This is a genomic window from Microbacterium sp. T3-8, assembly GCF_055398145.1.
This window is the reverse complement of record NZ_AP027918.1, coordinates 2,951,016-2,976,932: the sequence shown is the minus strand read 5'-3', so window position 1 is coordinate 2,976,932 and position 25,917 is coordinate 2,951,016. Positions and strand designations below refer to the sequence as shown.

Sequence of the window (25,917 nt, the reverse complement as noted above, 5' to 3'; positions counted from 1 at the left end):
GATGCCTCGCAGTCTTAAGAAGGGCCCCTTCGTCGACGAGCACCTGCTTCGCAAGGTGGTCGTGCAGAACGAAGCCGGCACCAAGAACGTCATCAAGACCTGGTCCCGCCGGTCCATGATCATCCCGGCCATGCTGGGTCACACGATCGCGGTCCACGACGGACGCAAGCACATTCCTGTGTTCGTCTCCGAGACCATGGTCGGTCACAAGCTGGGCGAGTTCGCGCCCACCCGCACCTTCCGCGGCCACGAGAAGGACGACAAGAAGGGGCGGCGCCGCTAATGGTCGAATCGATCGCACGCGTGAAGCACATCCGCGTGACCCCGCAGAAGGCTCGTCGTGTCGTCGCGCTCATCAAGGGCAAGCAGGCCCAGGAAGCTCTCGCGATCCTCAAGTTCGCACAGCAGAGCGCCAGTGAGCCGATCTACAAGCTTGTCGCGTCGGCCATGGCCAACGCACAGGTGAAGGCGGATCGCGACGGCGAGTACCTCGACGAGCAGGACCTGTACGTGGCCAACGCGTACGTCGACGAGGGCACGACGCTCAAGCGTTTCCAGCCCCGTGCACAGGGTCGCGCTTTCCAGATCAAGAAGCGCACGAGCCACATCACGGTCGTGCTCTCGACGCCGGAGGCGGCTGCGCCCGCTGCCGGTGACAGCAACAAGAAGGCGAGCAAGTAATGGGACAGAAGGTAAACCCGTACGGCTTCCGTCTCGGCATCACCACGGACCACGTGTCGCGCTGGTTCTCGGACTCGACGAAGCCGGGTCAGCGTTACGCCGACTACGTCGCCGAGGACATCAAGATCCGCAACCTGCTGAAGACGCAGCTCGACCGCGCCGGTGTCTCGAACATCGAGATCGAGCGCACCCGTGACCGCGTCCGCGTCGACATCCACACCGCCCGTCCGGGCATCGTGATCGGTCGTCGTGGCGCCGAGGCCGAGCGCATCCGCGGCGACCTCGAGAAGCTCAGCGGCAAGCAGATCCAGCTGAACATCCTCGAGGTCAAGAACCCCGAGGCCGACGCTCAGCTGGTCGCACAGGGAATCGCCGAGCAGCTCTCCGCACGTGTGGCCTTCCGCCGCGCGATGCGCAAGGGCCTGCAGGGCGCCCAGCGCGCCGGTGCCAAGGGCATCCGCATCCAGGTCTCCGGCCGCCTCGGCGGCGCGGAGATGAGCCGGTCGGAGTTCTACCGCGAGGGTCGTGTGCCGCTGCACACGCTCCGTGCGAACATCGACTACGGCTTCTACGAGGCCAAGACCACCTTCGGCCGCATCGGCGTCAAGGTCTGGATCTACAAGGGCGACCTGACCGCGAAGGAGCTCGCTCGCGAGCAGGCCAACGCACCCAAGGCTCGTCGTGACGACCGTGGTGGCGACCGCCGCCGTGCCCCGCGCAACGAGGCACCTGTTGCAGAAGGAGCGTCTGCCTGATGCTTATTCCCCGTAAGGTCAAGTTCCGCAAGCAGCACCACCCGGGTCGCTCGGGTCAGGCCACCGGTGGCACGAAGGTCTCCTTCGGTGACTTCGGCATCCAGGCCCTCACGCCCGCTTACGTGACGAACCGTCAGATCGAGTCCGCTCGTATCGCGATGACCCGTCACATCAAGCGTGGTGGAAAGGTGTGGATCAACATCTACCCCGACCGTCCGCTCACGAAGAAGCCTGCCGAGACCCGCATGGGTTCCGGTAAGGGTTCCCCCGAGTGGTGGGTCGCCAACGTCAAGCCGGGTCGCGTCCTCTTCGAGGTCGCCGGTGTCGACGAGCAGCTCGCCCGTGAGGCACTCACGCGAGCCATTCACAAGCTGCCGCTGAAGGCACGCATCATCAAGCGCGAGGAGGGCGACGCGTAATGGCGATCGGCACCAAGGAGCTCGCTCCGGCAGAGCTCGACACGTTCGAAGACCAGCGCCTCGTTGAGGAGCTGCGCAAGGCCAAGGAGGAGCTGTTCAACCTCCGTTTCCAGTCGGCCACCGGCCAGCTGGAGAGCCACGGCCGCATCCGCGCCGTCAAGCGCGACATCGCGCGTCTCTACACCGTGATCCGCGAGCGCGAGCTGGGCATCCGTGCGACGCCCGCTCCGGTCGAGGCTCCGGCCAAGAAGGCGTCCAAGTCGAAGGCGAAGAAGGCGGATGCCGCCGACGACGCCGTGAAGGAAGAGGCTGAGTGATGGCCACCAAGAAGGAAGCCGCCGTCGAGGCTGAGCACGCTGCTCACGATGTGCGCGATGCGGATGCCCGTGGGTACCGCAAGTCGCGTCGTGGCTACGTCGTCAGCGACAAGATGGACAAGACCATCGTGGTCGAGGTCGAGGACCGCGTGAAGCACCCGCTTTACGGCAAGGTCATCCGCCGCACCTCGAAGGTCAAGGCGCACGATGAGGCGAACACCGCCGGCATCGGCGACCTGGTCCTGATCAACGAGACCCGCCCGCTCAGCGCCACGAAGCGCTGGCGTCTGGTGGAGATTCTGGAGAAGGCCAAGTGATTCAGCAGGAGTCCCGCCTCAAGGTCGCCGACAACACCGGCGCCAAGGAGCTGCTCACGATCCGCGTGCTCGGTGGCTCGAAGCGCCGCTACGCCGGCGTGGGCGACACCATCGTCGCGACGGTCAAGGACGCGATCCCGGGCGGCAACGTCAAGAAGGGCGACGTCGTCAAGGCGGTCATCGTCCGCACCGTCAAGTCCACGCGCCGTCCCGACGGCTCGTACATCAAGTTCGACGAGAACGCCGCCGTCATCCTGAAGAACGACGGGGAGCCCCGCGGCACCCGTATCTTCGGACCGGTCGGCCGTGAGCTTCGTGACAAGAAGTTCATGAAGATCGTCTCGCTGGCGCCGGAGGTTATCTAAGTCATGGCGAAGATCAAGAAGGGTGACCTCGTTCAGGTCATCACGGGCGCCAAGCCCGAGCGCGGCGGAGACCGCGGCAAGCAGGGCAAGGTCCTCGAGATCCTTGCCGAGCGCAACCGCATCATCGTCGAGGGCGTGAACTACGTCACCAAGCACACCCGCGTCGGCCAGACGCAGCGTGGCACCAAGACCGGTGGCCTCGAGACCGTCGAGGCTCCCATCCACATCTCGAACGTCGCACTCGTCGACCCTTCGACCAAGAAGCCGACCAAGGTCGGCCACCGGGTCGAGGAGCAGACGAAGGACGGCGTGAAGCGCACCGTCCGCGTGCGGTTCGCGAAGAAGTCAGGTAAGGACCTCTGATGGCAACCACCGACGCCGCGGTGGCTGGCAAGATCCAGCCCCGCCTGAAGGCGAAGTACAACGCCGAGATCAAGAAGGCTCTGCAGGACGAGTTCGGCTACGCCAACGTCATGCAGATCCCCGGACTGGTCAAGGTCGTCGTGAACACCGGTGTCGGCGAGGCAGCTCGCGACAGCAAGGTGATCGACGGCGCGGTCGACGATCTCACCAAGATCACCGGCCAGAAGCCGATCGTCACGAAGGCCCGCAAGTCCATCGCGCAGTTCAAGCTGCGCGAGGGCCAGGCCATCGGCGCGCACGTCACCCTCCGCGGTGACCGCGCGTGGGAGTTCGTGGACCGCCTCGTCTCGCTCGCACTGCCCCGTATCCGCGACTTCCGCGGTCTCTCGGCCAAGCAGTTCGACGGCAACGGCAACTACACCTTCGGTCTCCAGGAGCAGAGCGTGTTCCACGAGATCGATCAGGACAAGATCGACCGGGTTCGCGGTTTCGACATCACCGTCGTCACCACCGCGAAGACGGATGACGAGGGTCGGGCACTGCTCCGCCACCTCGGCTTCCCGTTCCGCTCGGAAGACGCACAGGCGTAACACCCTCGACGGGCTCAGTGGTCATGTGTCACTGAGCCCGTCGATGTGTGCGTACAATTGAAGATTGCGTGTCATCGCAGGCCGTCTGTCGTGTAACGGCAGCCGGAACCTCATGAACAAAGGAAAACAACAATGACAATGACAGACCCGGTCGCAGATCTGCTGACCCGTCTGCGTAACGCGAACTCGGCGCACCACGATTCCGTGACCCTGCCGTCGAGCAAGCTCAAGACGCACATCGCCGAGATCCTCCAGCAGGAGGGTTACATCTCCGCTTGGGAGACCTCGGACGCCCGCGTGGGTCAGAACCTCACGCTGACGCTGAAGTACGGCCCGAACCGCGAGCGGTCGATCGCCGGCATCAAGCGCGTGTCGAAGCCCGGCCTCCGCGTCTACGCGAAGTCCACCGAGCTCCCGCGCGTCCTCGGCGGCCTCGGCGTGGCCATCCTGTCCACCTCCTCCGGTCTCCTCACCGACCGTCAGGCAGAGCAGAAGGGCGTGGGCGGAGAAGTTCTCGCCTACGTGTGGTAATTCGAAATGTCGCGTATTGGACGACTTCCCATCGACGTTCCCGCGGGCGTGACCGTTTCGGTCACCGGCCGCGAGGTCGCGGTGAAGGGCCCCAAGGGTGAACTCACCCTCACGGTGGCCAGCCCCATCGAGGTCGCGGTCGAGGAGAACCAGGTTCTGGTCACTCGTCCCGACGACGAGCGCGAGTCCCGGTCGCTTCACGGCCTGACCCGCACGCTCATCAACAACAACATCATCGGCGTGACCCAGGGCTACACCAAGGGTCTCGAGGTCGTCGGCACCGGTTACCGCGTCCAGCAGAAGGGCGGCTCGGTCGAGTTCGCTCTCGGCTTCTCGCACCCGGTCCTGATCGACCCGCCGGCGGGGATCACGCTCACGGTCGAGGGCACGAACAAGCTCACCGTCAGCGGTATCGACAAGCAGGCTGTCGGCGAGGCAGCTGCCAACATCCGCAAGATCCGTAAGCCGGAGCCCTACAAGGGCAAGGGCGTCCGCTACGCCGGCGAGAACGTGCGTCGCAAGGCCGGAAAGAGTGGTAAGTAACCATGGCTCTCAAGTCAAAGTCCGACGCCCGCGCGCGTCGTCACGCCCGCCTTCGCAAGAAGGTCGTCGGCACCGAGGTGCGTCCGCGCCTCGTCGTCAACCGTTCGGCCCGCCACGTCTTCGTGCAGCTGGTCGACGACAGCAAGGGTCACACCGTCGCGTCGGCATCGACGCTCGAGACCGACCTGCGCGGCTTCGAGGGTGACAAGACCGCCAAGGCCCGCAAGGTCGGCGAGCTCGTCGCCGAGCGCGCGAAGGCCGCCGGCGTTTCCGAGGCAGTGTTCGACCGTGGCGGTAACCGCTACGCCGGTCGTGTCGCCGCCATCGCCGATGGCGCCCGCGAAGGGGGTCTGGCACTGTGAGTGACAACAAGGAGAACGAAGTGACCGAAGCGGCTGCTGCCACTTCCGAGACGGCCGCCGGCACCACGCAGGCAGAGCCGACTCGCGACCAGCGCGACGGTCGTCGCGGTGGCCGCGGTGACCGCAACCAGGGTGGCCGCGACCGCAACTCGCGCGACCGTGGTGACAACCAGTTCCTGGAGCGCGTCGTCACCATCAACCGCGTCTCGAAGGTCGTGAAGGGTGGTCGTCGCTTCAGCTTCACCGCTCTCGTGGTCGTCGGTGACGGCAACGGTCTGGTGGGCGTCGGCTACGGCAAGGCCCGTGAGGTCCCTCTGGCGATCTCGAAGGGTGTCGAAGAGGCCAAGCGCAACTTCTTCCGCGTTCCGCGCGTCGGCAGCACCATCCCGCACCCCGTGCAGGGTGAGGCTGCGGCCGGTGTCGTGCTGCTGCGTCCGGCTGCCGCCGGTACCGGAGTTATCGCCGGTGGTCCCGTCCGCGCCGTGCTCGAGTGCGCCGGCATCCACGACGTCCTGTCGAAGTCGCTCGGTTCGTCGAACACGATCAACATCGTGCACGCGACCGTCGCCGCCCTGAAGCAGCTCGAGGAGCCCCGTGCGGTCGCCGCGCGTCGTGGCCTCGAGTTCGACCAGGTGGCACCGGCGCGTCTTGTCCGCGCCGAGGCCGAGGCCATCGCCGCACAGAAGGTAGGTGCCTGATGGCCGCCCGGCTCAAGGTCACGCAGATCAAGTCCAAGGTGAGCGAGAAGCAGAACCAGCGCGACACGCTGCGCAGCCTCGGTCTCAAGCGGATCGGTGACACCACCGTCCGCCCCGACGACGCGCAGACGCGCGGTTACGTCAAGACCGTCGCACACCTCGTCAAGGTTGAGGAGATCGACTAATGGCTGAGAAGAACGAGGCCGTCGAGGCCGAGAAGGCCACGAAGAAGGCTGCTGCCCCCAAGGCCGCCGCCGAGAAGAAGCCCGCCGCGAAGAAGGCTCCGGCCAAGACCGCTGCGGCCGACGCCAAGGTGGAGGCTACCGCCAAGAAGCCGGCTGCCAAGAAGGCTGCGCCGAAGGCGGATGCTCCGGCATCGCGTCCCGGCGTGCTGAAGGTGCACCACCTGCGTCCCGTCCCCGGATCCAACACCGCCAAGACTCGCGTCGGCCGTGGTGAGGGCTCGAAGGGTAAGACCGCCGGTCGTGGAACCAAGGGCACCAAGGCTCGCAACACCGTTCGCGTCGGTTTCGAGGGTGGGCAGATGCCGCTGCACATGCGCACCCCGAAGCTGCGCGGGTTCAAGAACCCGTTCCGCGTCGAGTACCAGGTCGTGAACCTGGAGAAGCTCGCGGAGCTCTACCCCCAGGGTGGAGACGTCACCATCAGCGACCTGGTCGCCAAGGGTGCGGTTCGGAAGAACGAGAAGGTCAAGGTTCTGGGCAACGGCGACATCGCCGTGAAGCTCACCGTCGCGGTCGACAAGGTCTCGGGTTCTGCCGAGCAGAAGATCGTGGCTGCGGGCGGTTCCGTCAAGTAACCACAGCAGGGAAGGGGTCGGAGATTCTCCGGCCCCTTCTGTGCACATGGATGCCGAGAACCGCGTTTAGGTTACTCTGGTCTTTCAGCCGCCCATCGGTCGCGGCAACCCCTTTCAGGAGGCACGTTCTTGTTTAGCGCCATCGCGCGGATCTTCCGCACTCCCGACCTGCGTCGGAAGATCGGTTTCACCCTGGCCATCATCGCCATCTACCGACTCGGCTCCAACGTTCCCGCTCCGTTCGTGAACTTCCCGAACGTCGAGGAGTGCCTCGCAGCCAACAACGGGACCGAGGGTCTTCTCGGTCTGGTCAACCTCTTCTCGGGTGGCGCACTCCTGCAGCTGTCGATCTTCGCGCTGGGTGTCATGCCCTACATCACCGCGACGATCATCACGCAGCTCCTGCGCGTGGTCATCCCGCACTTCGAGGCGCTGCACAAGGAAGGCCAGGCCGGCCAGGCCCGCCTCACCCAGTACACGCGTTACCTCACCATCGCCCTCGCGCTGCTGCAGTCGACGACTCTCGTCACCGTCGCGCGCAGCGGCCAGCTGTTCGGCACGACCGATCTCGCGGCCTGCCAGAACCTGCTCACGAACGACGTCTGGTGGGCACAGCTGCTCATCATCATGGCGATGACCGCCGGTACCGGCCTCATCATGTGGTTCGCCGAGCTGGTCACGGAGCGCGGCGTCGGCAACGGCATGTCGCTCCTCATCTTCACCTCGATCGCCGCGACCTTCCCCGGCGCGATGAGCCTCATCTGGCAGACGAAGGGCTTCGAGGTCTTCCTGCTCGTGCTGCTCGTCGGAATCATCGTCATGGGTCTCGTCGTGTTCGTCGAGCAGTCGCAGCGGCGCATCCCGGTGCAGTACGCCAAGCGGATGGTCGGACGCCGTACCTACGGCGGCACGAACACCTACATCCCGATCAAGGTCAACATGGCGGGTGTGATCCCGGTCATCTTCGCCTCGTCGCTGCTGTACATCCCCGCGCTCATCGCGCAGTTCAACACCCCGCAGGACGGCTCGACGCCCGCCGCGTGGGTCACCTGGATCAGCACGTACTTCACCACGGGCAACCACCCGATCTACATGGCGGCGTACTTCCTGCTCATCATCGGCTTCACCTACTTCTACGTCGCGATCACGTTCAACCCGGTCGAGGTCGCCGACAACATGAAGAAGTACGGCGGTTTCATCCCCGGCATCCGCGCGGGTCGTCCGACCGCCGAGTACCTCGACTACGTCCTGACGCGCATCACGCTGCCGGGCTCGATCTACCTGGGTCTGATCGCCCTCATCCCGCTGATCGCCCTGGCGACGGTCGGTGCCAACCAGAACTTCCCGTTCGGTGGCGCGTCGATCCTCATCATCGTCGGTGTGGGTCTCGAGACGGTCAAGCAGATCGACGCCCAGCTGCAGCAGCGTCACTACGAAGGGCTCCTCCGATGACGGCATCCGCACGTCTCCTGATCGTCGGCCCGCAGGGCTCCGGCAAGGGCACGCAGGGTGTGCGCATCGCCGAGACCTTCGGCATCCCCGTCGTCTCGACGGGCGACATCTTCCGCGCCAACATCAAGGGCGGCACGGAACTCGGACAGAAGGTGACCGCGATCCTCGACCGCGGCGACCTGGTCCCCGACGAGCTGACGGGCGAGATCGTGCGCGATCGTCTGGCGCAGGACGACGCCGCGAACGGCTTCCTCCTCGACGGGTATCCCCGCAACACGGCTCAGGTCGGCCACCTCGAGGAGTTCCTCGCGGGACGTGGCGAGTCTCTCGACGCCGTGATCCTCCTCGACGTGCCGCGCGACGAGAGCATCTCGCGTCTGAGTCTCCGTGCGATCGAGCAGGGGCGCTCCGACGACACCGAAGAGGCGATCGCCCACCGGCTCGACATCTACGAGCGAGAGACCGCCCCGATCATCGACGTCTACAGCGAGAAGGGCATCGTCGACCGTATCGACGGCGTCGGCTCGCTCGACGAGATCACGGAGCGCATCGTCGCCGCGCTCGACGCACGCGGTCTGCGCGTCGCCGTCTGAGCGGCTCCGAGATGTTCCGCCGGTCGATCTACAAGACCCCGGCCCAGCTCCGATCGATGGTCGAGCCCGGGCTGATCACGGCGGCGGCGCTCGACGCCGTCCGTCCGCTGATCCGCCCCGGGGTGACGACGCTCGAGCTCGACGCCGAGGCGAATCGCGTGATCCTCGCTCGCGGCGCGGAATCGAACTTCCAGCTCGTGCGCGGTTACCACCACACGATCTGCGTCTCGGTCAACGAGCAGGTCGTGCACGGCATCCCCGGCGATCTGGTGCTGCAGCCCGGCGACATCGTCTCGGTCGACTGCGGTGCGCAGTACCAGGGGTGGAACGGCGACAGTGCGATCACCGTCGTCGTCCCCGATGAGACGCGACCGGACGTCGTCGCGAATCGCGAGGAGCTCTCGCGCGTGACGGAAGGGTCCATGTGGGCCGGCATCGCCGCGATGGCGACCGCCTCGCATCTCGGTGACCTGGGCGCCGCGATCCAGGGGTACATCGAGGCCCAGGGCCCCTCCGCCGTGTCGGGGGAGACCTACGGCATCCTGCGCGAGTACGTCGGCCATGGCATCGGCCGCAAGATGCACGAGGCGCCGAGCGTCTTCAACTACCGCACGCCCGACCCCGGAGCCGAGGTGAAGCCGGGCCTCGTGCTCGCGATCGAGCCGATGGTGACCGCGGGCGGCGAGGAGACGTTCATCGAGGACGACGACTGGACCGTCTCGACCGTCGACGGCTCGGACGGCTCGCACTGGGAGCACAGCGTCGCCGTGCATGAGAACGGGCTCTGGGTGCTCACCGCCCCCGACGGCGGCGCAGCGGGCCTCGCGCCCTTCGGCGTGACGCCGGTTCCCGTCGCCTGACGCTCCGGAGCATCTCGTCTCATCGGCTGCCCCCGGCATCCGTTACGCAAGCGTGAACTGCAGGCAAGGTTCGCCTCACACGAACCCCATAGGCTGATGCAGGAAGATCACAGGGTACTTGCGTCCGCAATAACTGCGGCGAGACCGAGAGAAACGGAAGACAATGGCAGCGGCGAAGAGCAACACCAACTGGTTCGCGATCGGGGTGTCCGCAGCAGTCGTCGTCGTGCTGGTCGTCCTCGGCGGGCTCGTGGTGTTCCTGAACAACCAGGCCACGGCCCCCGGCGTCGCCCCCGAGGGTGGCAACGTCAACCAGGAGACCGGCGCGATCAGCTTCGGTGGCGGCGATGACGAGGTCGACGTCTTCGTCGACTTCATGTGCCCCATCTGCGGCGACTTCGAAGACGCGTACGGCGAGCAGCTCCAGTCCGCCGCCGCGAGCGATGACATCACGCTGAACATCCACCCGATCTCGATCCTCGACCGGTACTCGCAGAACACGAAGTACTCGACTCGTGCCGCGGGCGCCGCGTACTGCGTCGCCGAGAACGCGCCGGACTTGTTCCTCGACTTCTTCAACTTCATGTTCACCAACCAGCCGCAGGAGAACACCGCCGGCTACACCGACGAAGAGCTCGCGTCCTACGCCGAGCAGGTCGGGGCGGGTGCGGCAGCCGACTGCATCGCGGACGGCACCTACATGAACTTCGTTCGCGACCAGACCAACCAGCACGAGATCCAGGGCACGCCCACCGTCGAGATCAACGGTGAGCGCATCGAGAACGCCGACATCCAGTCGCGCTTCGCGCAGATCCTGCCCTGAGCGGATCCGCATCACGACGAGGGCGGTCCTGTCGCGGGGCCGCCCTCGTGGCGTGCACGGCGGGCGACGCGCGGATGCTTCCGGCTCAGGTTGCCGGATGCCCCGGCGTCGTCTAACATAGATCTTTGGTGCCTTGCGCACTGATTCGGCGTGTCCGTCGGCGCAGCACCAACAAACCAATCACCCACCGCAGATCGACCGGTCTGCAGAAGCGTCAGCGAGGCTATGGCTAAGAAAGACGGTGTCATCGAGATCGAGGGCGTGATCTCCGAGGCTCTTCCCAACGCGATGTTCCGCGTTGAGCTCAGCAACGGACACAAGGTCCTGGCAACGATCTCCGGCAAGATGCGGCAGAACTACATCCGTATCATCCCCGAGGACCGCGTGGTCGTGGAGCTCAGCCCCTACGACCTCACCCGCGGCCGTATCGTCTACCGCTACCGCTGATCGGTCGAGAAGTAACGGCCTGCCCCGCAGCGGGGCGGTACGAAGACAGCGAACAGGAAACATCATGAAGGTCAACCCCAGCGTCAAGCCCATCTGCGATCACTGCAAGGTGATCCGCCGCCACGGCCGCGTCATGGTGATCTGCAAGAGCAACCCGCGCCACAAGCAGCGCCAGGGCTGATCACTCTTCTGATCTGACACAACTGAATACACGAACGGCAGGATCAGATCCCACGCGAGTGGGGGACACCTCGGGGCGGAGGCCCGGGCACCGATCCTGTTCCACACCTCCACAACACCCAGGAGAACCGCATGGCACGTCTTGCCGGCGTTGACATCCCGCGCGACAAGCGCGTGGTGATCGCCCTTACCTACATCTACGGCGTCGGCCGTACCCGCTCGGTCGAGATCCTCAAGGCGACCGACATCGATGAGAGCATCCGCGTGAAGGACCTCAGCGACGACCAGCTGATCGCCCTCCGCGACCACATCGAAGGCAACTACAAGGTGGAGGGTGACCTCCGCCGCGAGGTCGCCGCAGATATCCGCCGCAAGGTCGAGATCGGCTCCTACGAGGGCATCCGCCACCGTCGTGGTCTCCCGGTCCGCGGTCAGCGCACCAAGACCAACGCCCGTACCCGCAAGGGCCCGAAGCGCACCGTCGCCGGCAAGAAGAAGGCCCGCTAAGCGCGGCCCCAGGGACTAGGAGAACACTTTCATGGCTGCACCCAAGGCCGCCGCGCGCAAGCCGCGCCGCAAGGAAAAGAAGAACATCGCGCTGGGCCAGGCCCACATCAAGTCGACGTTCAACAACACGATCGTCTCGATCACCGACCCGTCCGGCGCCGTCATCGCGTGGGCATCGTCGGGTGGCGTGGGCTTCAAGGGCTCGCGCAAGTCGACCCCGTACGCCGCCGGCATGGCAGCCGAGTCGGCTGCCCGCCAGGCCGCCGAGCACGGCGTCAAGAAGGTCGACGTCCTCGTGAAGGGTCCGGGCTCCGGCCGCGAGACCGCGATCCGCTCGCTCCAGGCCGCCGGCCTCGAGGTGGGCTCGATCCAGGACGTCACCCCGCAGGCGCACAACGGATGCCGCCCGCCGAAGCGTCGCCGCGTCTGATCCGGCTCGCGAGCCGCTCGCTCCGTTCCGTTCTCTGAGCGGTCGGGGCCGAGCGGCTCGCCCGCCCGTTCGCGGGCATCGACTTCCACAACTCAAGACCTCACCCACCACATGTCATATAGCGGTCATGTGATCGAAAGGAACACAGAGTGCTCATTGCACAGCGTCCCACACTCACCGAGGAAAAGATCGTCGAGAACCGGAGCCGGTTCATCATCGAGCCTCTGGAGCCCGGCTTCGGATACACGATCGGCAACGCGCTGCGTCGCAGCCTGCTGTCGTCGATCCCCGGTGCCGCTGTCACCAGCGTCCGTCTCGACGGCGTGCTGCACGAGTTCAGCACGATCCCCGGTGTGAAGGAGGATGTCACCGAGATCATCCTCAACATCAAGCAGCTGGTCGTCTCCTCGGAGCGCGACGAGCCCATCACCGCGTACCTGCGCAAGACCGGTGCGGGCGAAGTGACCGCCGCTGACATCTCGGCTCCGGCCGGTGTCGAGGTGCACAACCCCGAGCTCGTCATCGCGACGCTCAACGACACCGCGAAGTTCGAGCTCGAGCTCACGATCGAGCGTGGCCGTGGCTACGTCTCGGCGACGCAGAACCGCAACGAGTACGCCGAGGCCGGTCAGATCCCGATCGACTCGATCTACTCGCCGGTCCTCAAGGTGAGCTACCGCGTCGACGCGACCCGTGCCGGGGAGCGCACCGACTTCGACAAGCTCGTCCTGGACGTCGAGACGAAGAACTCGATCAGCCCCCGCGACGCCGTCGCTTCGGCTGCCAAGACGCTCACCGAGCTGTTCGGTCTCGCTCGCGAGCTGAACGTCGAGGCCGAGGGCATCGAGATCGGCCCGGCGCCGGTGGAGGCTGTGAACTCCAGCGAGCTGTCGATGCCGATCGAGGACCTCGACCTGTCGGTCCGCTCGTACAACTGCCTGAAGCGTGAGGGCATCAACACCGTTTCCGAGCTCGTCGCCCTGTCGGAGACGCAGCTCATGAACATCCGCAATTTCGGCCAGAAGTCGGTCGACGAGGTGCGCGACAAGCTCATCTCGCTCGGTCTGTCGCTCAAGGATTCGGTGCCCGGTTTCGACGGCGCCCACTTCTACGGCGGCAGCGAAGACGAGTCCTTCTGATACCCGACCTTTCTGACCAGGAGTTAGACGATTATGCCCAAGCCCACTAAGGGTCCCCGCCTCGGAGGCGGCCCCGCCCACGAGCGCCTGCTGCTTGCCAACCTCGCCGCTGCGCTGTACACCCACAAGTCGATCAAGACGACCGAGACGAAGGCCAAGCGCCTGCGTCCGCTCGCCGAGCGTCTCATCACCTTCGCCAAGCGCGGAGACCTGCACGCACGCCGTCGCGTGCTCTCGGTCATCGGTGACAAGGAAGTCGTGCACACGCTCTTCACCGAGATCGCTCCGCTGGTCGCTGACCGCGAGGGTGGCTACACGCGCATCACCAAGGTCGGCAACCGCAAGGGCGACAACGCTCCCATGGCTGTGATCGAGCTCGTCCTCGAGCCCGTCACGCCGAAGGCGAAGTCGACCAAGAAGGCCGCTGCCGCCCCCCAGGCGGAGAAGCCGGTCGAGGAGGCTCCCGCCGAGGAGACCGCCGAGGTCGTCGAGGAGGCTCCCGCCGAGGAGGCTCCCGCCGCCGAAGACACCACCGAGGCGCCTGCCGCCGAGGAGAAGTCCGAGTAATCACTCGACTCGAGAGAAGCCCGTCACCTCTGAGGTGGCGGGCTTCTTCGCGTGTACGGCGGACGGCATGAAAGGATTCCGTCATGCGAACGGACGCCTGGCACTCGCGAGCGGCGGTGGGACGCTTCGTGCTCTCGTCGCCGGTGCAGACCTTCATCATCGTCGTCATCCTCGTCAACGCCGTGATCCTCGGGTTGGAGACCTCCCCGGCGGTGACGGAGTCGTTCGGCGGGCTGCTGCACGTGCTCGACAAGATCTGTCTCGGCATCTTCCTGATCGAGATCGCGCTCAAGCTGTACGCCGAACGCCTGGGGTTCTTCCGCAACGCGTGGAACGTATTCGACTTCCTGGTGATCGGCGTGGCCCTGATCCCGGGCGCCGACGGCTTCGCGGTGTTGCGGGCGCTGCGGGTGCTGCGGGTGCTGCGTCTGATCTCGGTGATCCCTTCGCTGCGTCGTGTCGTCGACGCGCTCGTGCGCGCGGTGCCCGGCATCGTCTCCATCGCGGCGCTGCTGGTGATCGTGTTCTACGTCGGTGCGGTGATGTCGACGATGCTGTTCGGGGCGCGCTTCCCCGAGTACTTCGGTGACATGGGGGCGTCGCTCTTCTCGCTCTTCCAGATCATGACGCTCGACTCCTGGAGTGCGATCGCGCGGACGGTGAGCGCCGAGATCCCGTGGGCGCCGGCGTTCTTCGTGCCCTTCGTGCTGATCAGCGCGCTGACGGTCCTCAACCTGTTCATCGCGGTGATCGTCGACGCGATGCAGGGCCTCGACGAGGACCGCGTCCGCAACGGCGAGGCCCCCGTCCACGAGGTGACCGTCGGCGGTCACGGCGAGGCCGCGGTGCTCGCCGAGCTGCGCGCGCTGCGCGCGCAGGTCGCGCAGCTGACGCAGAGCCTCGAGTCCGGCGCACGCCCCCCGCGGGAGTAGGCTGGCGGACGGTGCGGCCAGGTCCAGGGCCGCGTGAGAAGGAGAGACGTGAACGACGCGGCCACGAGACCGTTCCGCGGACCGCGGGCCTACACGACGTTCATCGGGATCGGCCTGCTCGCCGGCCTCCTCTCCGGACTCTTCGGGGTCGGCGGCGGCACGGTGATCGTCCCGCTGCTGGTGCTGTTCCTGCACTTCGATCAGCGCCTCGCGGCCGGTACCTCGCTCGCCGCGATCGTCCCCACCGCGGCCGTCGGTGTGATCTCGTACGCCGCCTCGGGGTCCGTCGCATGGGTCCCCGCCCTGATCCTCGCCGCGGGCGCCGTCGTCGGCGCCCAGATCGGCACCCGCCTGCTGCCGCGCATCTCGCAGACCGCCCTGCGCTGGGGCTTCGTGGGTTTTCTCCTCGTCGTGATCGTGAGCCTCTTCCTCGTGATCCCCTCGCGGGATGCGCCCTTCGATCTCACCTGGATCTCGGGCATCGCGCTCGTCGTCGTCGGCGTGGGCACCGGTGTGCTCGCGGGCCTCATCGGCGTGGGCGGGGGTGTGATCGTCGTTCCGGTGCTCATGCTCGCCTTCGGCACGAGCGACCTGGTCGCCAAGGGCACGTCGCTCCTCATGATGATCCCCACCGCGGTCTCCGGCACGTTCGGCAACCTCCGCAACCGCAACGTCGATCTGCTCGCCGCCGCGCTCATCGGTGTCGCCGCCTGCACCACGACCGCGCTCGGCGCCTGGCTCGCGACGCTGATCGATCCCGGCACGGGCAACATCCTCTTCGCGGCATATCTCGTCGTGATCGCGGTGCAGATGGCGCTCAAGGCGATCCGGGGCCGCAAGAAGAAGGACTGACCGCATCGGCGGGCGGGGCGGCTGTCGGCGACCCTCGATAGGATCGAGGGGTGCCAGTGAACCCAGAACTGGTCGGCCGGGAGTTCCCGCCGACGCCCCCGTACCTCGTCGGTCGTGAGAAGGTGCGCGAGTTCGCCCGCGCCGTCTTCGCCGATGCTCCGCAGCACACCGACGTCGAGGCGGCCCGCGCGGCCGGCTTCGCGGACGTGGTCGCGCCCCCGACGTTCCCGATGGTCATCCAGGACCTCACGCTCCAGCAGCTCCTGGGCGCCGAGGACTCGGGCATCGTGCTGGCGCGCACGATCCACGCCGAGCAGCGCTTCGCGTACACGCGGCCGATCGTCGCGGGTGACGAGCTCAGCGCGCAACTGCGGGTCACCGGCATCCGCATGATGGCCGGCAACGCGCTCATCACGAGCGAGGCCGAGATCACGGATGCCGCAGGTGCCCATGTCGTGACCGCGACCAGCGTGCTGCTGGTCGGAGAGGGGGAGTGATGGCGTACTCGATCGGAGATGTGATCGCCGAGCGCACCGTGCACCTGACGCGCGAGTCGCTCGTCCGTTACGCCGGGGCCTCCGGCGACTTCAACCCCATCCACTACCGCGACGACGTCGCCGCCTCCGTCGGGCTGCCCGGCGTGCTCGCGCACGGCATGCTCACGATGGGGATCGCCTCGTCGGTGGTCGTCGCGGCCCTCGACCCGCAGACCCGCATCCTCGACTACGGGGTGCGCTTCACCAAGCCCGTCGTCGTCGGCCCCGAGCACGGTGCCGACGTGCACGTGCTGGCCACGATCGGCGCCGTCGACGAGGCGTCCGCGCGCGTCGACCTCAAGGTCACCTTCGGCGAGGCCACCGTGCTCGTCAAGGCGCAGCTGCGCATCGCGGTCTGATGGGCGACGCCGAGGTGCACGAGATCACGCCGATCCCGCTTTCCGCGCTCACCACCATCGCCACGGGCGGTGCGCCCGAGCGGATGCTCGACGCCACGACCGCCGAGGGGCTCGTCAGCGCGCTCCGCGAGACGTGGTCGCGCGGCGACGAGTGGTTCGTGCTCGGCGGAGGCTCGAACCTCTTCGTCGGCGACGAGCAGTTCGAGGGCACCGTCATCCGGGTGCTCACCCGCGGCATCGACGAGCTGCCCTCGCCCCACGAGGGCCGCATCCGGCTGCGCGCCCAGGCGGGCCACGGGTGGGACGAACTCGTCGCGTACGCGGTCGAACACGGCTACGCCGGGCTCGAGGCGATGAGTGGCATCCCCGGCACCGTCGGGGCCGCTCCCGTGCAGAACATCGGGGCGTACGGGCAGGAGATCCAGGAGACCCTGGTCGAGGTCGAGCTGATCGACGCCGCGACCAGCGAGATCTCGACGGTCCCCGCCTCCGAGCTGGGCCTCGGGTTCCGCACCTCGGTGCTCAAGCACCACTACGGCAGCGAGCCCGAGCGGCGGGCCGTGATCCTGTCGATCACGGTCGATCTGCTGGTCGCGCGGGAGCGCATCGTGCGCGGTGAGCAGCTGCGCCGGGCGCTGACCCTCGGCGACGACGCCCCCGTGCCGTTGTCGTGGGTGCGCGAGCGCATCCTCGCCACGCGCGCCTCGAAGGGGATGCTGTGGGACCGGGTCGATCCCGACACGCACGGCGTCGGGTCGTTCTTCCAGAACGCGATCGTCACGGAGTCCGTCGCCCGCGCCCTCCCGCCGGAGTGTCCGCGCTGGCCGGTCTCACCGGATCTCGACACCGTCACCGTCATCCCGCTCGCGTCCTACGGAGGTCTGATCCCGGCACCGGCGCGTGAAGCGGCCGACGTCAAGGTCAGCGCCGCGTGGCTCATCGAGCAGGCCGGTATCCGCAAGGGGTTCAAGCTGCCGCGTTCGCGCGCCTCGGTGTCGACCAAGCACGCGCTCGCCCTCACGAACCGGGGCGGCGCGACCGCCGCGGAGGTCGCCGAGCTCGCGCGCTTCATCCAGAGCCGGGTGCACAGCGAGTTCGGGCTCGTGCTGCAGCCCGAGCCGGTTCTCGTCGGCGTCGAGCTCTAGGCCCGTCGTGCTCGACTGGCTGATCGCCGAGTGGCAGCAGGTGCTCGGTTTCGTGACCGGCGCGGTCTGCGTGCTCCTGGCGGGGCTCCGCAACGTGTGGACGTATCCGATCGGCATCGCCAACAACGTCGTTCTCTTCGTCGTCTTCCTCGGCGCGGGTGTCTACGCCGCCGCCGGCCTGCAGGCGGTCTACCTCGTGATGGGCGTGCACGGCTGGTGGCGGTGGACGCGGGGTGAGGAACAGAGTCGCACCTACATCGCGAGCACTCCGCGCCGGGCGGTGCCGTGGCTGGTGCTCGCCGGGATCGCCGGTGCCGCTGTGCTGGTGTGGGTGCTCACGTCGTTCACCGACTCGGAGGTCGCGGTCGCGGATGCGCTCACCACCTCGGCGAGCCTCGTCGCGCAGTACATGCTCAACCGCAAGTGGATCCAGAACTGGTTCGTCTGGATCGGCGTCGACGTCGTGATCATCGGCATCTCGATCGTCACCGGGCTGTGGGTCATCGCCGCGCTGTACCTGCTCTTCATCGGCCTGTGCGTGTTCGGCTTCACCTCGTGGCGCCGAGTGGCGGCCGACGAGCGGGAGCGCGAACGCGTCGAGGCGCCCGCGTGACGGCCGCCGCACCGCGCCGTGAGGGTCACGGGCTCGTGATCGGCAAGTTCTATCCGTTCCACAGCGGGCATTCGCACCTCATCCGCGAGGCCGAACGGCGCAGCGAGCGCGTCACCGTGCAGGTGCTCGGAGCATCCGTCGAATCGATCCCGCTCGAGACGCGCGCCGACTGGATCCGTGAATCGCACCCCGGCGCGCGGGTCGTGGCGGCGATGGACGACGCCCCGGTGGACTTCGGATCGGATGCCGCGTGGCGCGAGCACCTCGCCGTGATCGAGTCGCTGCTCGACGGCCCCGTCGACACCGTCTACTCGTGCGACGCGTACGGCGGAGAACTCGCGCAGCGCCTCGGTGCGCACTGGGTGCGCATCGACGAGGGCCGACGGATCAACCCGGTGTCGGGCACGGCGATCCGCACCGACCCCGCGGCGCTCTGGCACGAGCTCGCGCCGGCCGTGCGGGCGTCGCTCACTCCCCGGGTCGTCGTTCTCGGCGCCGAGTCGACCGGGTCGACGACGCTCGCCGAGGCGCTGGCCGCGCACCTCGGCACGCTGTGGGTTCCCGAGTACGGGCGGGAGCACTCCGAGGTGCGCGAGGGCGGGCTGGAGGCGCCCTGGCGCAGCGACGAGTTCGACCTCATCGTCGACCGGCAGATCGCCCTCGAGGAGCGGGCGCTGCGCCGTGTGCCGCGCCCGGTGCTGGTGTGCGACACCGATGTGCTCGCGACCGCGCTCTGGCACGAGCGCTACGTCGGCACGGTCGCCGAGCGCCTGCACCGCGCCGCCGACGGCCACCGCCCCCTCCTCTACGTGCTCACGGGCGACGAGATCCCGTTCGAACAGGACGGCATGCGCGACGGCGAGCACATCCGCCACGACATGCAGCAGCGCTTCCGCGATGTCCTCGCCGCGCAGCCGGTGCCCTGGCTCGAGGTGCGCGGCGACGTGCCGGCGCGCGTGCAGGCCGCGGCATCCGCTCTCGAACCGCTGCTGGCCGCGCACCTCAGCTTCGCGATCCCGCTCGAGGCGCGCCCGATGGACGAGCAGCGCGCCCTGCAGCGCGCGGCCGCGCACGGGTCGGCTGCGTACGGCGCGGCTGCGCACGAGTCGGCAACGAACCGCGCGGCCGCGCACGGGGCGGGCGGTCGGACCGGAGAGGGCGACGGGAGGCCCTGAGCCGCCGCCCGTAGGATGATCGCATGTCCGATCGCTGGAGCCGCGTGTCCGCATCGCCCACCAACCCGGGAGCCGATCACGGCGTCGGGCAGATGACCGCCGAGGATCTCTTCCGCCCGGCGGTGGCGGCGACCGCGGTGCCCCTCGACGAGAAGCTGCGCCAGGCCTACTACTGGATGGTCAATCGGGCCGTCATCTCCCCGTACTACGACATCGAGTTCTCGCACGGCGACCCGCTCTCGATCGCGCTCGGCGACGCCGATGCCAAGGTCTCGTTGCCCACTCAGGCATCCTTCTCGTCGAACGTGCTGCTGCCACTGCTCACGTTCGCGGTCGGCGGCAAGTGCCTCCTGATCGGCGGGCCGGGGCGCGGCAAGACGACGGTCGCCGTGCTCATGGGCGTGCTCGCCGGCACCGGGGCCGACGACGTGCGCCGGGCCGTGCAGCAGGGGCAGCCGCAGCTCACGGTGAGCGACCTCGTGGGCATCCCGCTGCCGCGCGACCTCGTCGAGGCCGAGAAGCTCAGCGACATCCGCATCGCGTGGCGCGACTGGCTCGGCCTCCCGGTGAAGATCATCGACGAGTACAACCGCATCCCCACCAAGACGCAGTCGGCGCTGCTGACGATGGTCGCCGAGGGGTACGTCGAGAGCCACGACCAGATGCGACGCACCGCACCGCACGGCGGCGTCGAGAGCTGGTTCTTCACCGCGAACGACGATGCCGGCGGCGGCACGTTTCCGGTGATCCAGGCTCTTCGCGATCGCATGGACGTCACGGTGCAGGCCGCCGGCTTCAACAGCCGCTTCCTCGACGAGCTCATCACGCGGGTCGAGGCGGGGGAGAAGCCCGAGGAGCACGTGCCGACGGAACTGCGCTTCGATGCGGCCGAACAGGAGCGGATGCGCGCCCTGATCCGCGCCGTGCCGATCCCCGACGGCGTGCGCCACCGCCTGCGGTTCTTCCTCAGCCACTTCGAATTCGTGCAGCACGGCGGACGCCGTTTCGAGTACCGCACGAAAGACGTCGTGACGACCGCGGGCGGCAGCGTCGGAGAGGTCATCGAAGCGAACAGCGGCGCCGACCTCGAGGTCGACCTCGGCGCCCAGACGCGCAACGGCCTCTCGGTGCGCGCGCTGCAGACCCTCATCCTGTACGCGAAGGCGATGGCCTGGTTCCGAGGGGCGGATGCCGTCGAGCTCGCCGACATCGCCGCGATCCTGCCCTTCGTCCTGCGGGGAAAACTGCTGCCCAACGACACTCACCCGCGCTTCGACGTGGGTGCCGAGCGCGAACTCGCCACCGACACCGTGAGCTGGCTGAACGACCTGTTCGTGCAGTCGTGCCGCCAGTACGACATGCTCGGCCGCGATGCCGACGACCCGGTGGCTGCCCTCCTAGGCGAACTCGACCGAGGACTCGACGGTGTGTCGGCCCTCGACGTCTCACGCCGGATCACCGCGATCGAGGCGCAGCTTCGCCGCATCGCCGGCGTCGGCAAGCTCTATGGCCGCGACTTCGACGACGTGATCGCGCTCAAGTACCTGCATCAGCGCTACACCGCGTTCGCCCGCTGGCAGGAGACCCGCGGGTGATCCGCCGCCCGCTGCAGCTCGCGAATGCGCGGGACTCCTTCCCGCCCGCCTCGCCGCCCGACCTGACGGCCGGGGGACTCGACATCGCCGCCGCGATCGAGGGCGTGCGCCGCGCGCACGGCGAGGTGGGGCTGTTCGTCCGAGCGCTCGCCGCGGGGCTCGCGGAGGATGCGGATGCCGCGGCTGATCGCGAGCGCGCTCTCGACCTCGTCGCGATCGCGGCGTGGCGGTCCGGCGCCCTGGCTCTGCGCGACGACGCCCTGACCCGGCTCGAACGCATCGAGCCGGCGGACGAGCGGCGGGCGGCCGCCGCGACCCTCGGGATCGGCATCGAGCTCCTCGAAGCGTTCCTGCGCCGGCAGCGCACCGACCGGTTCTGGTGGCCCGGGCGTGCGGACGAGCGCGGATACGTGCTCGCGACCGGCGGGTTCCGCGGCGTCGGCGGCGCGTGGATCCGTCCGCCGGACCGGGTCGTGCGCCTCGCGGATGCCGGAGCGTTCGCGATCCTCGTCGCGGGGGAGTGGTGGCGTCTCGACGCCGACGTATGGGGCGCGCGGCTCTCGGTGTCCGTCGAGCCCGAAGCTGCGGCCTCCACCCCCGCAACCGACGGCGTGAGCGTCGTCATCGGGCCCGACACCCACCTCGCCTGGGTGCACGTGCGAGACGCCGCGTGAGGACGGGCAAGGTTCCCCGCGCAGCGGTCGACGAGACCGTGCGCGCGGCCTGGGAGCGCGCGCTCGCGCTGTGGGGTGTACGACTGAACGACCCGATCGTGCTGCCCGGTGCGCACGCGAAAGCCGGGGCGCCCGCCTGGTTCACCTTCCCACCGTCCGTCTCGATCGACCCCGACTACCTCGCCGGCTGCGGCCTCGCCGACGAGCTCTGGAGCATGCTGGCGCACGAGGTCGGACACCACGTGCTCGCCCCGAGCACCCGGATCGACGGGCTGAAGGTGCGGCATCAGATGGCACGCGCGCTCGCCGCGGTCTCGTCGCGCGCACCCGCGGCATCCGATATCGGCCTGCTCGCCAACCTGTGGAACGATCTGCTCGTCAACACCCGGCTCGCGCAGTTGCAGCGGGCCGAGGCGGATGCCGCGGGCGAGCCGGGGATCATCCGTCTCGGTCGTGTGCTGTACCCCGCACCCGCGGACAGCGCCGATCGGCTGTGGTGGGTGTACTGCCGCGCCTACGAGATCCTGTGGCGGCTGCCGGCCGGCACGCTCTGCGCGATCGACGCCCCGCCCGCTCCGCCGCCCGCCGTCGCGCACGAACAGCTGCCGCCGCTCGACACGATCGCCGAGAGGCACCGCGAGAAGGAGCGCATCCTGCGCGAGCGCAAGGCCGAGAGCGCGCGCATCGCCGCCGAGCTCGCCGGCGCGCGCACGACGAATCCCGTCGTCGATGCCGCGCTGGTCGCCGATGCGGTGCGCACGTTCGGCGCCGACCCGGTGTCGGGTGCGGTGCGGTTCGGGGTGATCGCGGCGCCTTACATCGCCGAACGGCAGGATGCCGCACGCGAGGTGCCCACCGTCGGCGGGGTCGGCTGCGCGGCCGACGAGAAGGGGCCGAGCGCCGAAGAACTCGGCCGCATCCTCGCGGATCAGCGTCTGCGCGGCGATCTCCCGGCGCATCCGGGGGTGGCGGAGGCGGTGGAGCCTGACGACGACGCGTCGTCGCAGCCCGGACAGCGCCTCGACGTCGCCCGCACGCTGGGGCTCTACTCCGACCTCGATCAGGCCGAGGTGCTCGCGGCCTGGTACCGCACCGAGGCGGCGAGTCGGGTGCGCCCCTACACGCGGCGCGCGCCGGCGCAGCCCGCCGGAGGGCTCCCCGGGCCGCTCGAACTGTGGGAGACCGGAGACGCGATCGGCGACATCGACTGGGCTGCCACCCTGCGCGGCGGTCGGGTCATCCCCGGGGTGACCACGCGGCGCCGCTCGGAACTGGACGACGACCCGGTCGTGCGCGAGACGAGCATCGAGATCGACCTCTACATCGACTCGTCCGGGTCGATGCGCAACCCCCGCGCCGGGTCTCCGGCCGTGCTGGCCGGCACGATCCTCGCCCTGTCGGTGCTCCGCGGCGGCGGGCGCGTGCGCGTGACCAGTTTCTCCGCCGCCGGGCAGGTCGCGGGCATGGAGCGCGCCAGCCGCGACCCCGCCGAGATCGTCGGCGCCCTCTGCGTGTTCTTCGGCGGCGGCACTTCGTTCCCGCTCGATCTGTATGGCTCCCGCTACGCGGCTCTGCCGCGCCCGACCGAGGAGGTGCAGCGCCATGTCGTCGTGCTCTCCGACGACGGGCTCGTGTCGATGTTCGGTGTCGGGAACGAGCCCTTCGCGGGCGTCGCCCGGGCGGTGAGGGAGAAGCTCACCACGGGTACGCTCGTGCTCATGGACCGACTCCATCGCGTCTCCGACCTCGCCCGGCGCGACGGGTACGACGTGGTGTACCTGTCGAGCATGGACGATGCCCCCGCGGCCTGTGCCGCCCTCGCGGAGCGACTACATGGATGAGACGGAGCGGGCGGAGAACGAGCAGGCGTCGACGGAAGAGCTGCTCGCGGCCTGGAGCGAGCGGTCCGGCGGGGAGCAGGACGCGTGGACGCGCGCCCGCCCGGGCCCCGCACTCGACGCGATCGCCGCCCGGCTCTCGGCGGTGCCGCAGATGTTCCTCGACGACCGCGTCTCCGTGCGCGCGCTCGGGGGTGACGTGCTCGGGATGGCACCGGCCTGCGTGCGCTTCGCCGGCGATGAGCGCGTGCGCCGGGGAGCGGCGATCGCGCTCTGGATCGTCGCGAGTGAGGAGCTCGTCGCCCCGTTCTCCTCCCCGGTGGGAGGGGGCGCTGCTGCCCTCGCGGTCGATGCGCTCGCACTGCGGCTCGCCCCCGTGTCCGACCCGCTGAGCTGGATCTCCGACGACGAGCGGCGCATCGAGGCGGCGCGCACGTTCCTGCTCTGGCGCGGATACCTGCCGGAGGGCGAAGACGCGCAGACCGCCTCGTCGCTCCTCGCCGCGGTCGATTCCCTCGCCCGCGACAAGGCGCTCGCGGATGCCTACGAGGGGCACCGGCATCGCGCCGAGATCGCCCGCAAGCTGCAGGAGGCGCGTCGCAAGGAGGCGGCGGCGCGGTACTCCAGTGAGTGACGCCGCGGGGGTCGGCGTTCGCGACGACCCCGATGCCATCGATCCGCTCGCACTCGCCGAGTACGCACCCGGGGCGGCAGCGGTGCTCACGGATGCCGAGCGCTGGCCGACCCTCGACGATGCGGGGGCCGCCCGCCTCACCCGGTGGCGACGGCATCCCGACGCCCCGCAGTGGACGCACGCGACCGGTGACCGGCTGAGCGCCGCGCAGGTCGAGCGGGTACGGCATCCGCTCCCGACGGATGGATGGCTCGCCGATCATCTGGCCGCGGTTCGCCGCACGCTGAGGCATCGGGCGATGCCCGCGGATGCCGCGCTCGCCGACTACCCGACCACCCGCCGCAGCGACCTCGTCGCCGACCTCGGTGCGCACGTGCCGCTCGACGCCGACCTCGGACGGATGCTGCACGGTACGAGCTCGGGGTCGACCGGTGCCGCCCTGCTGATCCCCGACGACGTCGAGGAGGTCGCACGAGGGTTCCACCTGCTGCGCGCGCTCGCCGCGCAGCAGGGCGCGACCGTCAGCGATGACGGTGAGCGGATGGCGGTCGCGAACCTGGTCTTCCAACGCCAGGCGTTCACCTACGTCTCGGTGATCAGCAGCTTCGCCCACCGGGCGATGGCCCGGCTCAACCTGCACGTGTCGGCGTGGCCGGATGCCGACGCCCGACGCCGGTTCCTCGCCGACGCCGACCCGCAGATCCTCAGCGGGCACCCGACCAGCCTCGCCGAGCTCGTCGATGCGGGGCTCGACGGGGTGCTGCATCCCTCGGTGATCTTCTCGGGGGCGATGGCGTTGTCGGCCCCGCTGCGCGCGCGGTTGGAGCACGCGTTCGGGTGCCCCGTGATCGACGTCTACGGGCTGCACGAGACCCGGCCGATCGCCGCGCGCGCCGACGACGGCCCGTTCCGGGTGCTCGATCGTCGGGTCCTCGTCGAGGTGCTCGATCCGCGGCGCGACATCGCGGTGCCCGACGGAGAGGTCGGCGAGATCACGGTGACCGCGGGGGAGAACCCGTTGCTGCCGCTCGTGCGCTACCGCACCGGCGACTACGGGCGGCTCGTGCGGCTGCCCGACGGCGCGGTGGGGATCGCCGACCTCGAGGGGCGGGAGAACACCCGCTTCCGAGCGGGCGACGGGTCGCTCGTCGCGAGCGTCGACCTCACCCAGCACCTGCAGGCGCATGGCGCCGAGGGATGGTCGGTCGTGCAGGGCGACGACGGGGTCGTGCACGCGGCGATCGCCGGGGGAGACGCAGCGGCGATCGAGGCGGCGCTCGCCGCGCTGCTGGCGGTGCCGGTCGAGGTCACCGCGGTGGCGCGGGTGATCGACCTCGGCGAGGGCAAGCCGCGACGCTACCGCAGTACACTCGCGGGATGAGCGGACTCATCCCCTACCTCCTCTTCCCCGGCAACGCCGCGGAGGCCTTCGCTCACTACCAGGGCATCTTCGGTGGCGAGCTCCAGCTCTTCGACTACGCCGAGCTCGGTCGCCACGACGGCCCCGCCGACGCGATCGGGCACGGCATGCTGCGCGGGGTCGTCGAGCTCGCCGGGGCGGATGCCGGGGCCGACGACGACGCGGTGCAGATGGGCGGGATGTTCTTCTCGCTGCTGGGAACGGCGGATGCCGACACCCTCACGCGCTGGTTCGACGCGCTCGCCGCAGAAGGTCGGGTCATCTCGCCCTTGACCACCCGCCCGTGGGGCGACGTCGACGGGTCGCTCGTGGATCGCTACGGCATCCGCTGGTTGATCGGGTACCACCCGGAGGAGTGAGGCTCCTCCGGGTGACACCCGGATGC

At 68.6% G+C, this 25,917-nt stretch carries 38 protein-coding genes; all 38 read left to right on the top strand.

Going from position 1 to position 25,917, the window contains the following annotated elements; all coding sequences use genetic code 11:
• Position 1 precedes the first annotated feature (1 nt).
• The 38 genes from rpsS to ACZ5Y9_RS14150 all read left to right on the top strand — a co-directional run bounded on the left by rpsS (position 2) and on the right by ACZ5Y9_RS14150 (position 25,891).
• Positions 2 to 283: a 30S ribosomal protein S19 gene (gene rpsS, locus ACZ5Y9_RS14335; RefSeq protein ID WP_017201589.1), complete on the top strand. Its 282-nt coding sequence runs from the start codon at positions 2 to 4 to the stop codon at positions 281 to 283.
• Entirely contained in the window at positions 283 to 681 is a 399-nt protein-coding gene (rplV, locus tag ACZ5Y9_RS14330) for a 50S ribosomal protein L22 (RefSeq protein ID WP_247625177.1), read from the top strand. The genes rpsS and rplV overlap by 1 nt, the downstream gene beginning before the upstream one ends.
• Positions 681 to 1,436: a 30S ribosomal protein S3 gene (gene rpsC, locus ACZ5Y9_RS14325; protein ID WP_017201587.1), complete on the top strand. Its 756-nt coding sequence runs from the start codon at positions 681 to 683 to the stop codon at positions 1,434 to 1,436. Before rplV ends, rpsC begins: the two co-directional genes overlap by 1 nt.
• Positions 1,436 to 1,855: a 50S ribosomal protein L16 gene (gene rplP, locus ACZ5Y9_RS14320; RefSeq protein ID WP_247625176.1), complete on the top strand. Its 420-nt coding sequence runs from the start codon at positions 1,436 to 1,438 to the stop codon at positions 1,853 to 1,855. Before rpsC ends, rplP begins: the two co-directional genes overlap by 1 nt.
• The gene (rpmC, locus tag ACZ5Y9_RS14315; protein ID WP_050722500.1) at positions 1,855 to 2,172 is read left to right on the top strand and encodes a 50S ribosomal protein L29; all 318 of its coding nucleotides are present in this window, start codon (positions 1,855 to 1,857) and stop codon (positions 2,170 to 2,172) included. Before rplP ends, rpmC begins: the two co-directional genes overlap by 1 nt.
• Positions 2,172 to 2,489: a 30S ribosomal protein S17 gene (gene rpsQ, locus ACZ5Y9_RS14310; protein WP_247625175.1), complete on the top strand. Its 318-nt coding sequence runs from the start codon at positions 2,172 to 2,174 to the stop codon at positions 2,487 to 2,489. The genes rpmC and rpsQ overlap by 1 nt, the downstream gene beginning before the upstream one ends.
• The gene (gene rplN / locus ACZ5Y9_RS14305; protein ID WP_045253838.1) at positions 2,486 to 2,854 is read left to right on the top strand and encodes a 50S ribosomal protein L14; all 369 of its coding nucleotides are present in this window, start codon (positions 2,486 to 2,488) and stop codon (positions 2,852 to 2,854) included. Before rpsQ ends, rplN begins: the two co-directional genes overlap by 4 nt.
• A 3-nt stretch (positions 2,855 to 2,857) precedes the next feature.
• The gene (rplX, locus tag ACZ5Y9_RS14300) at positions 2,858 to 3,217 is read left to right on the top strand and encodes a 50S ribosomal protein L24 (RefSeq protein WP_247625174.1); all 360 of its coding nucleotides are present in this window, start codon (positions 2,858 to 2,860) and stop codon (positions 3,215 to 3,217) included.
• Entirely contained in the window at positions 3,217 to 3,807 is a 591-nt protein-coding gene (rplE, locus tag ACZ5Y9_RS14295) for a 50S ribosomal protein L5 (RefSeq protein WP_247625173.1), read from the top strand. Before rplX ends, rplE begins: the two co-directional genes overlap by 1 nt.
• A 132-nt stretch (positions 3,808 to 3,939) precedes the next feature.
• A complete protein-coding gene (rpsH, locus tag ACZ5Y9_RS14290) occupies positions 3,940 to 4,338 on the top strand; it encodes a 30S ribosomal protein S8 (protein ID WP_247625172.1) in 399 nt (132 codons plus the stop codon).
• Positions 4,339 to 4,344: 6 nt separating this feature from the next.
• The gene (gene rplF, locus ACZ5Y9_RS14285) at positions 4,345 to 4,881 is read left to right on the top strand and encodes a 50S ribosomal protein L6 (protein ID WP_247634096.1); all 537 of its coding nucleotides are present in this window, start codon (positions 4,345 to 4,347) and stop codon (positions 4,879 to 4,881) included.
• 2 nt (positions 4,882 to 4,883) lie between these two features.
• Complete coding sequence (gene rplR, locus ACZ5Y9_RS14280; protein WP_247625170.1) at positions 4,884 to 5,243, top strand: 50S ribosomal protein L18; 360 nt, start codon at positions 4,884 to 4,886, stop codon at positions 5,241 to 5,243.
• Between the two features lie 20 nt (positions 5,244 to 5,263).
• Positions 5,264 to 5,941, top strand: coding sequence for a 30S ribosomal protein S5 (gene rpsE / locus ACZ5Y9_RS14275; protein WP_282185367.1), 678 nt, complete (start codon positions 5,264 to 5,266; stop codon positions 5,939 to 5,941).
• Positions 5,941 to 6,126, top strand: a complete 186-nt coding sequence (gene rpmD / locus ACZ5Y9_RS14270; protein WP_017201575.1) for a 50S ribosomal protein L30 — start codon at positions 5,941 to 5,943, stop codon at positions 6,124 to 6,126. Before rpsE ends, rpmD begins: the two co-directional genes overlap by 1 nt.
• Positions 6,126 to 6,761 (top strand): 50S ribosomal protein L15, encoded by a 636-nt coding sequence (rplO, locus tag ACZ5Y9_RS14265; protein WP_464471614.1) that lies wholly within the window; start codon positions 6,126 to 6,128, stop codon positions 6,759 to 6,761. The genes rpmD and rplO overlap by 1 nt, the downstream gene beginning before the upstream one ends.
• A gap of 129 nt (positions 6,762 to 6,890) precedes the next feature.
• The gene (secY, locus tag ACZ5Y9_RS14260) at positions 6,891 to 8,213 is read left to right on the top strand and encodes a preprotein translocase subunit SecY (RefSeq protein ID WP_247625168.1); all 1,323 of its coding nucleotides are present in this window, start codon (positions 6,891 to 6,893) and stop codon (positions 8,211 to 8,213) included.
• Positions 8,210 to 8,806: an adenylate kinase gene (locus tag ACZ5Y9_RS14255; RefSeq protein ID WP_247625167.1), complete on the top strand. Its 597-nt coding sequence runs from the start codon at positions 8,210 to 8,212 to the stop codon at positions 8,804 to 8,806. Before secY ends, ACZ5Y9_RS14255 begins: the two co-directional genes overlap by 4 nt.
• Positions 8,807 to 8,817: 11 nt before the next feature.
• Positions 8,818 to 9,666: a type I methionyl aminopeptidase gene (map, locus tag ACZ5Y9_RS14250; protein ID WP_247625166.1), complete on the top strand. Its 849-nt coding sequence runs from the start codon at positions 8,818 to 8,820 to the stop codon at positions 9,664 to 9,666.
• A gap of 163 nt (positions 9,667 to 9,829) precedes the next feature.
• Positions 9,830 to 10,489 carry a DsbA family protein gene (locus ACZ5Y9_RS14245; protein WP_464471613.1) on the top strand — a complete coding sequence of 220 codons (660 nt, stop codon included), beginning with the start codon at positions 9,830 to 9,832 and terminating at the stop codon, positions 10,487 to 10,489.
• Between the two features lie 225 nt (positions 10,490 to 10,714).
• Complete coding sequence (infA, locus tag ACZ5Y9_RS14240; protein WP_017201569.1) at positions 10,715 to 10,936, top strand: translation initiation factor IF-1; 222 nt, start codon at positions 10,715 to 10,717, stop codon at positions 10,934 to 10,936.
• 64 nt (positions 10,937 to 11,000) lie between these two features.
• Positions 11,001 to 11,117 (top strand): 50S ribosomal protein L36, encoded by a 117-nt coding sequence (rpmJ, locus tag ACZ5Y9_RS14235; protein WP_005050492.1) that lies wholly within the window; start codon positions 11,001 to 11,003, stop codon positions 11,115 to 11,117.
• A gap of 131 nt (positions 11,118 to 11,248) precedes the next feature.
• Positions 11,249 to 11,623: a 30S ribosomal protein S13 gene (rpsM, locus tag ACZ5Y9_RS14230; protein ID WP_017201568.1), complete on the top strand. Its 375-nt coding sequence runs from the start codon at positions 11,249 to 11,251 to the stop codon at positions 11,621 to 11,623.
• Positions 11,624 to 11,654: 31 nt separating this feature from the next.
• Entirely contained in the window at positions 11,655 to 12,053 is a 399-nt protein-coding gene (gene rpsK / locus ACZ5Y9_RS14225) for a 30S ribosomal protein S11 (RefSeq protein ID WP_017829189.1), read from the top strand.
• Positions 12,054 to 12,202: 149 nt separating this feature from the next.
• Entirely contained in the window at positions 12,203 to 13,192 is a 990-nt protein-coding gene (locus ACZ5Y9_RS14220) for a DNA-directed RNA polymerase subunit alpha (protein ID WP_247625164.1), read from the top strand.
• A gap of 33 nt (positions 13,193 to 13,225) precedes the next feature.
• Positions 13,226 to 13,759, top strand: a complete 534-nt coding sequence (rplQ, locus tag ACZ5Y9_RS14215; RefSeq protein WP_247625163.1) for a 50S ribosomal protein L17 — start codon at positions 13,226 to 13,228, stop codon at positions 13,757 to 13,759.
• An 83-nt stretch (positions 13,760 to 13,842) separates the two neighbouring features.
• On the top strand, positions 13,843 to 14,691 hold the full coding sequence (locus tag ACZ5Y9_RS14210; RefSeq protein ID WP_464471612.1) for an ion transporter: 849 nt from the start codon (positions 13,843 to 13,845) through the stop codon (positions 14,689 to 14,691).
• A 48-nt stretch (positions 14,692 to 14,739) separates the two neighbouring features.
• Positions 14,740 to 15,543 (top strand): sulfite exporter TauE/SafE family protein, encoded by an 804-nt coding sequence (locus tag ACZ5Y9_RS14205; RefSeq protein ID WP_247625161.1) that lies wholly within the window; start codon positions 14,740 to 14,742, stop codon positions 15,541 to 15,543.
• A 50-nt stretch (positions 15,544 to 15,593) separates the two neighbouring features.
• Positions 15,594 to 16,040, top strand: a complete 447-nt coding sequence (locus ACZ5Y9_RS14200) for an FAS1-like dehydratase domain-containing protein (protein WP_247634102.1) — start codon at positions 15,594 to 15,596, stop codon at positions 16,038 to 16,040.
• Complete coding sequence (locus tag ACZ5Y9_RS14195; protein WP_464471611.1) at positions 16,040 to 16,438, top strand: MaoC/PaaZ C-terminal domain-containing protein; 399 nt, start codon at positions 16,040 to 16,042, stop codon at positions 16,436 to 16,438. Before ACZ5Y9_RS14200 ends, ACZ5Y9_RS14195 begins: the two co-directional genes overlap by 1 nt.
• 14 nt (positions 16,439 to 16,452) lie before the next feature.
• Positions 16,453 to 17,583, top strand: a complete 1,131-nt coding sequence (locus ACZ5Y9_RS14190) for a UDP-N-acetylmuramate dehydrogenase (protein ID WP_464472746.1) — start codon at positions 16,453 to 16,455, stop codon at positions 17,581 to 17,583.
• Between the two features lie 7 nt (positions 17,584 to 17,590).
• On the top strand, positions 17,591 to 18,196 hold the full coding sequence (gene pnuC, locus ACZ5Y9_RS14185) for a nicotinamide riboside transporter PnuC (protein ID WP_247956744.1): 606 nt from the start codon (positions 17,591 to 17,593) through the stop codon (positions 18,194 to 18,196).
• On the top strand, positions 18,193 to 19,371 hold the full coding sequence (locus tag ACZ5Y9_RS14180; RefSeq protein ID WP_464471610.1) for an AAA family ATPase: 1,179 nt from the start codon (positions 18,193 to 18,195) through the stop codon (positions 19,369 to 19,371). Before pnuC ends, ACZ5Y9_RS14180 begins: the two co-directional genes overlap by 4 nt.
• A 23-nt stretch (positions 19,372 to 19,394) precedes the next feature.
• Complete coding sequence (locus ACZ5Y9_RS14175) at positions 19,395 to 20,966, top strand: AAA family ATPase (protein ID WP_464471609.1); 1,572 nt, start codon at positions 19,395 to 19,397, stop codon at positions 20,964 to 20,966.
• Positions 20,963 to 21,640: a potassium transporter Kef gene (locus ACZ5Y9_RS14170; RefSeq protein WP_464471608.1), complete on the top strand. Its 678-nt coding sequence runs from the start codon at positions 20,963 to 20,965 to the stop codon at positions 21,638 to 21,640. The genes ACZ5Y9_RS14175 and ACZ5Y9_RS14170 overlap by 4 nt, the downstream gene beginning before the upstream one ends.
• The gene (locus ACZ5Y9_RS14165) at positions 21,637 to 23,481 is read left to right on the top strand and encodes a VWA domain-containing protein (protein WP_464471607.1); all 1,845 of its coding nucleotides are present in this window, start codon (positions 21,637 to 21,639) and stop codon (positions 23,479 to 23,481) included. The genes ACZ5Y9_RS14170 and ACZ5Y9_RS14165 overlap by 4 nt, the downstream gene beginning before the upstream one ends.
• The gene (locus tag ACZ5Y9_RS14160) at positions 23,474 to 24,112 is read left to right on the top strand and encodes a phosphohydrolase (RefSeq protein WP_464471606.1); all 639 of its coding nucleotides are present in this window, start codon (positions 23,474 to 23,476) and stop codon (positions 24,110 to 24,112) included. Before ACZ5Y9_RS14165 ends, ACZ5Y9_RS14160 begins: the two co-directional genes overlap by 8 nt.
• Positions 24,105 to 25,493: an AMP-binding protein gene (locus tag ACZ5Y9_RS14155; RefSeq protein WP_464471605.1), complete on the top strand. Its 1,389-nt coding sequence runs from the start codon at positions 24,105 to 24,107 to the stop codon at positions 25,491 to 25,493. The genes ACZ5Y9_RS14160 and ACZ5Y9_RS14155 overlap by 8 nt, the downstream gene beginning before the upstream one ends.
• Entirely contained in the window at positions 25,490 to 25,891 is a 402-nt protein-coding gene (locus ACZ5Y9_RS14150; protein WP_247956738.1) for a VOC family protein, read from the top strand. The genes ACZ5Y9_RS14155 and ACZ5Y9_RS14150 overlap by 4 nt, the downstream gene beginning before the upstream one ends.
• The last annotated feature ends 26 nt before the right edge of the window (positions 25,892 to 25,917 follow it).

Bases quoted from the DNA above. Each gene is read 5' to 3' on its own strand.
- rpsS (WP_017201589.1), top strand. From the start codon at position 2: ATGCCTCGCAGTCTTAAGAAGGGCCCCTTCGTCGACGAGCACCTGCTT.
- rplV (WP_247625177.1), top strand. From the start codon at position 283: ATGGTCGAATCGATCGCACGCGTGAAGCACATCCGCGTGACCCCGCAG.
- rpsC (WP_017201587.1), top strand. From the start codon at position 681: ATGGGACAGAAGGTAAACCCGTACGGCTTCCGTCTCGGCATCACCACG.
- rplP (WP_247625176.1), top strand. From the start codon at position 1,436: ATGCTTATTCCCCGTAAGGTCAAGTTCCGCAAGCAGCACCACCCGGGT.
- rpmC (WP_050722500.1), top strand. From the start codon at position 1,855: ATGGCGATCGGCACCAAGGAGCTCGCTCCGGCAGAGCTCGACACGTTC.
- rpsQ (WP_247625175.1), top strand. From the start codon at position 2,172: ATGGCCACCAAGAAGGAAGCCGCCGTCGAGGCTGAGCACGCTGCTCAC.
- rplX (WP_247625174.1), top strand. From the start codon at position 2,858: ATGGCGAAGATCAAGAAGGGTGACCTCGTTCAGGTCATCACGGGCGCC.
- rplE (WP_247625173.1), top strand. From the start codon at position 3,217: ATGGCAACCACCGACGCCGCGGTGGCTGGCAAGATCCAGCCCCGCCTG.
- rpsH (WP_247625172.1), top strand. From the start codon at position 3,940: ATGACAATGACAGACCCGGTCGCAGATCTGCTGACCCGTCTGCGTAAC.
- rplF (WP_247634096.1), top strand. From the start codon at position 4,345: ATGTCGCGTATTGGACGACTTCCCATCGACGTTCCCGCGGGCGTGACC.
- rplR (WP_247625170.1), top strand. From the start codon at position 4,884: ATGGCTCTCAAGTCAAAGTCCGACGCCCGCGCGCGTCGTCACGCCCGC.
- rpmD (WP_017201575.1), top strand. From the start codon at position 5,941: ATGGCCGCCCGGCTCAAGGTCACGCAGATCAAGTCCAAGGTGAGCGAG.
- rplO (WP_464471614.1), top strand. From the start codon at position 6,126: ATGGCTGAGAAGAACGAGGCCGTCGAGGCCGAGAAGGCCACGAAGAAG.
- ACZ5Y9_RS14255 (WP_247625167.1), top strand. From the start codon at position 8,210: ATGACGGCATCCGCACGTCTCCTGATCGTCGGCCCGCAGGGCTCCGGC.
- map (WP_247625166.1), top strand. From the start codon at position 8,818: ATGTTCCGCCGGTCGATCTACAAGACCCCGGCCCAGCTCCGATCGATG.
- ACZ5Y9_RS14245 (WP_464471613.1), top strand. From the start codon at position 9,830: ATGGCAGCGGCGAAGAGCAACACCAACTGGTTCGCGATCGGGGTGTCC.
- infA (WP_017201569.1), top strand. From the start codon at position 10,715: ATGGCTAAGAAAGACGGTGTCATCGAGATCGAGGGCGTGATCTCCGAG.
- rpmJ (WP_005050492.1), top strand. From the start codon at position 11,001: ATGAAGGTCAACCCCAGCGTCAAGCCCATCTGCGATCACTGCAAGGTG.
- rpsM (WP_017201568.1), top strand. From the start codon at position 11,249: ATGGCACGTCTTGCCGGCGTTGACATCCCGCGCGACAAGCGCGTGGTG.
- rpsK (WP_017829189.1), top strand. From the start codon at position 11,655: ATGGCTGCACCCAAGGCCGCCGCGCGCAAGCCGCGCCGCAAGGAAAAG.
- rplQ (WP_247625163.1), top strand. From the start codon at position 13,226: ATGCCCAAGCCCACTAAGGGTCCCCGCCTCGGAGGCGGCCCCGCCCAC.
- ACZ5Y9_RS14210 (WP_464471612.1), top strand. From the start codon at position 13,843: ATGCGAACGGACGCCTGGCACTCGCGAGCGGCGGTGGGACGCTTCGTG.
- ACZ5Y9_RS14195 (WP_464471611.1), top strand. From the start codon at position 16,040: ATGGCGTACTCGATCGGAGATGTGATCGCCGAGCGCACCGTGCACCTG.
- ACZ5Y9_RS14175 (WP_464471609.1), top strand. From the start codon at position 19,395: ATGTCCGATCGCTGGAGCCGCGTGTCCGCATCGCCCACCAACCCGGGA.
- ACZ5Y9_RS14160 (WP_464471606.1), top strand. From the start codon at position 23,474: ATGGATGAGACGGAGCGGGCGGAGAACGAGCAGGCGTCGACGGAAGAG.
- ACZ5Y9_RS14150 (WP_247956738.1), top strand. From the start codon at position 25,490: ATGAGCGGACTCATCCCCTACCTCCTCTTCCCCGGCAACGCCGCGGAG.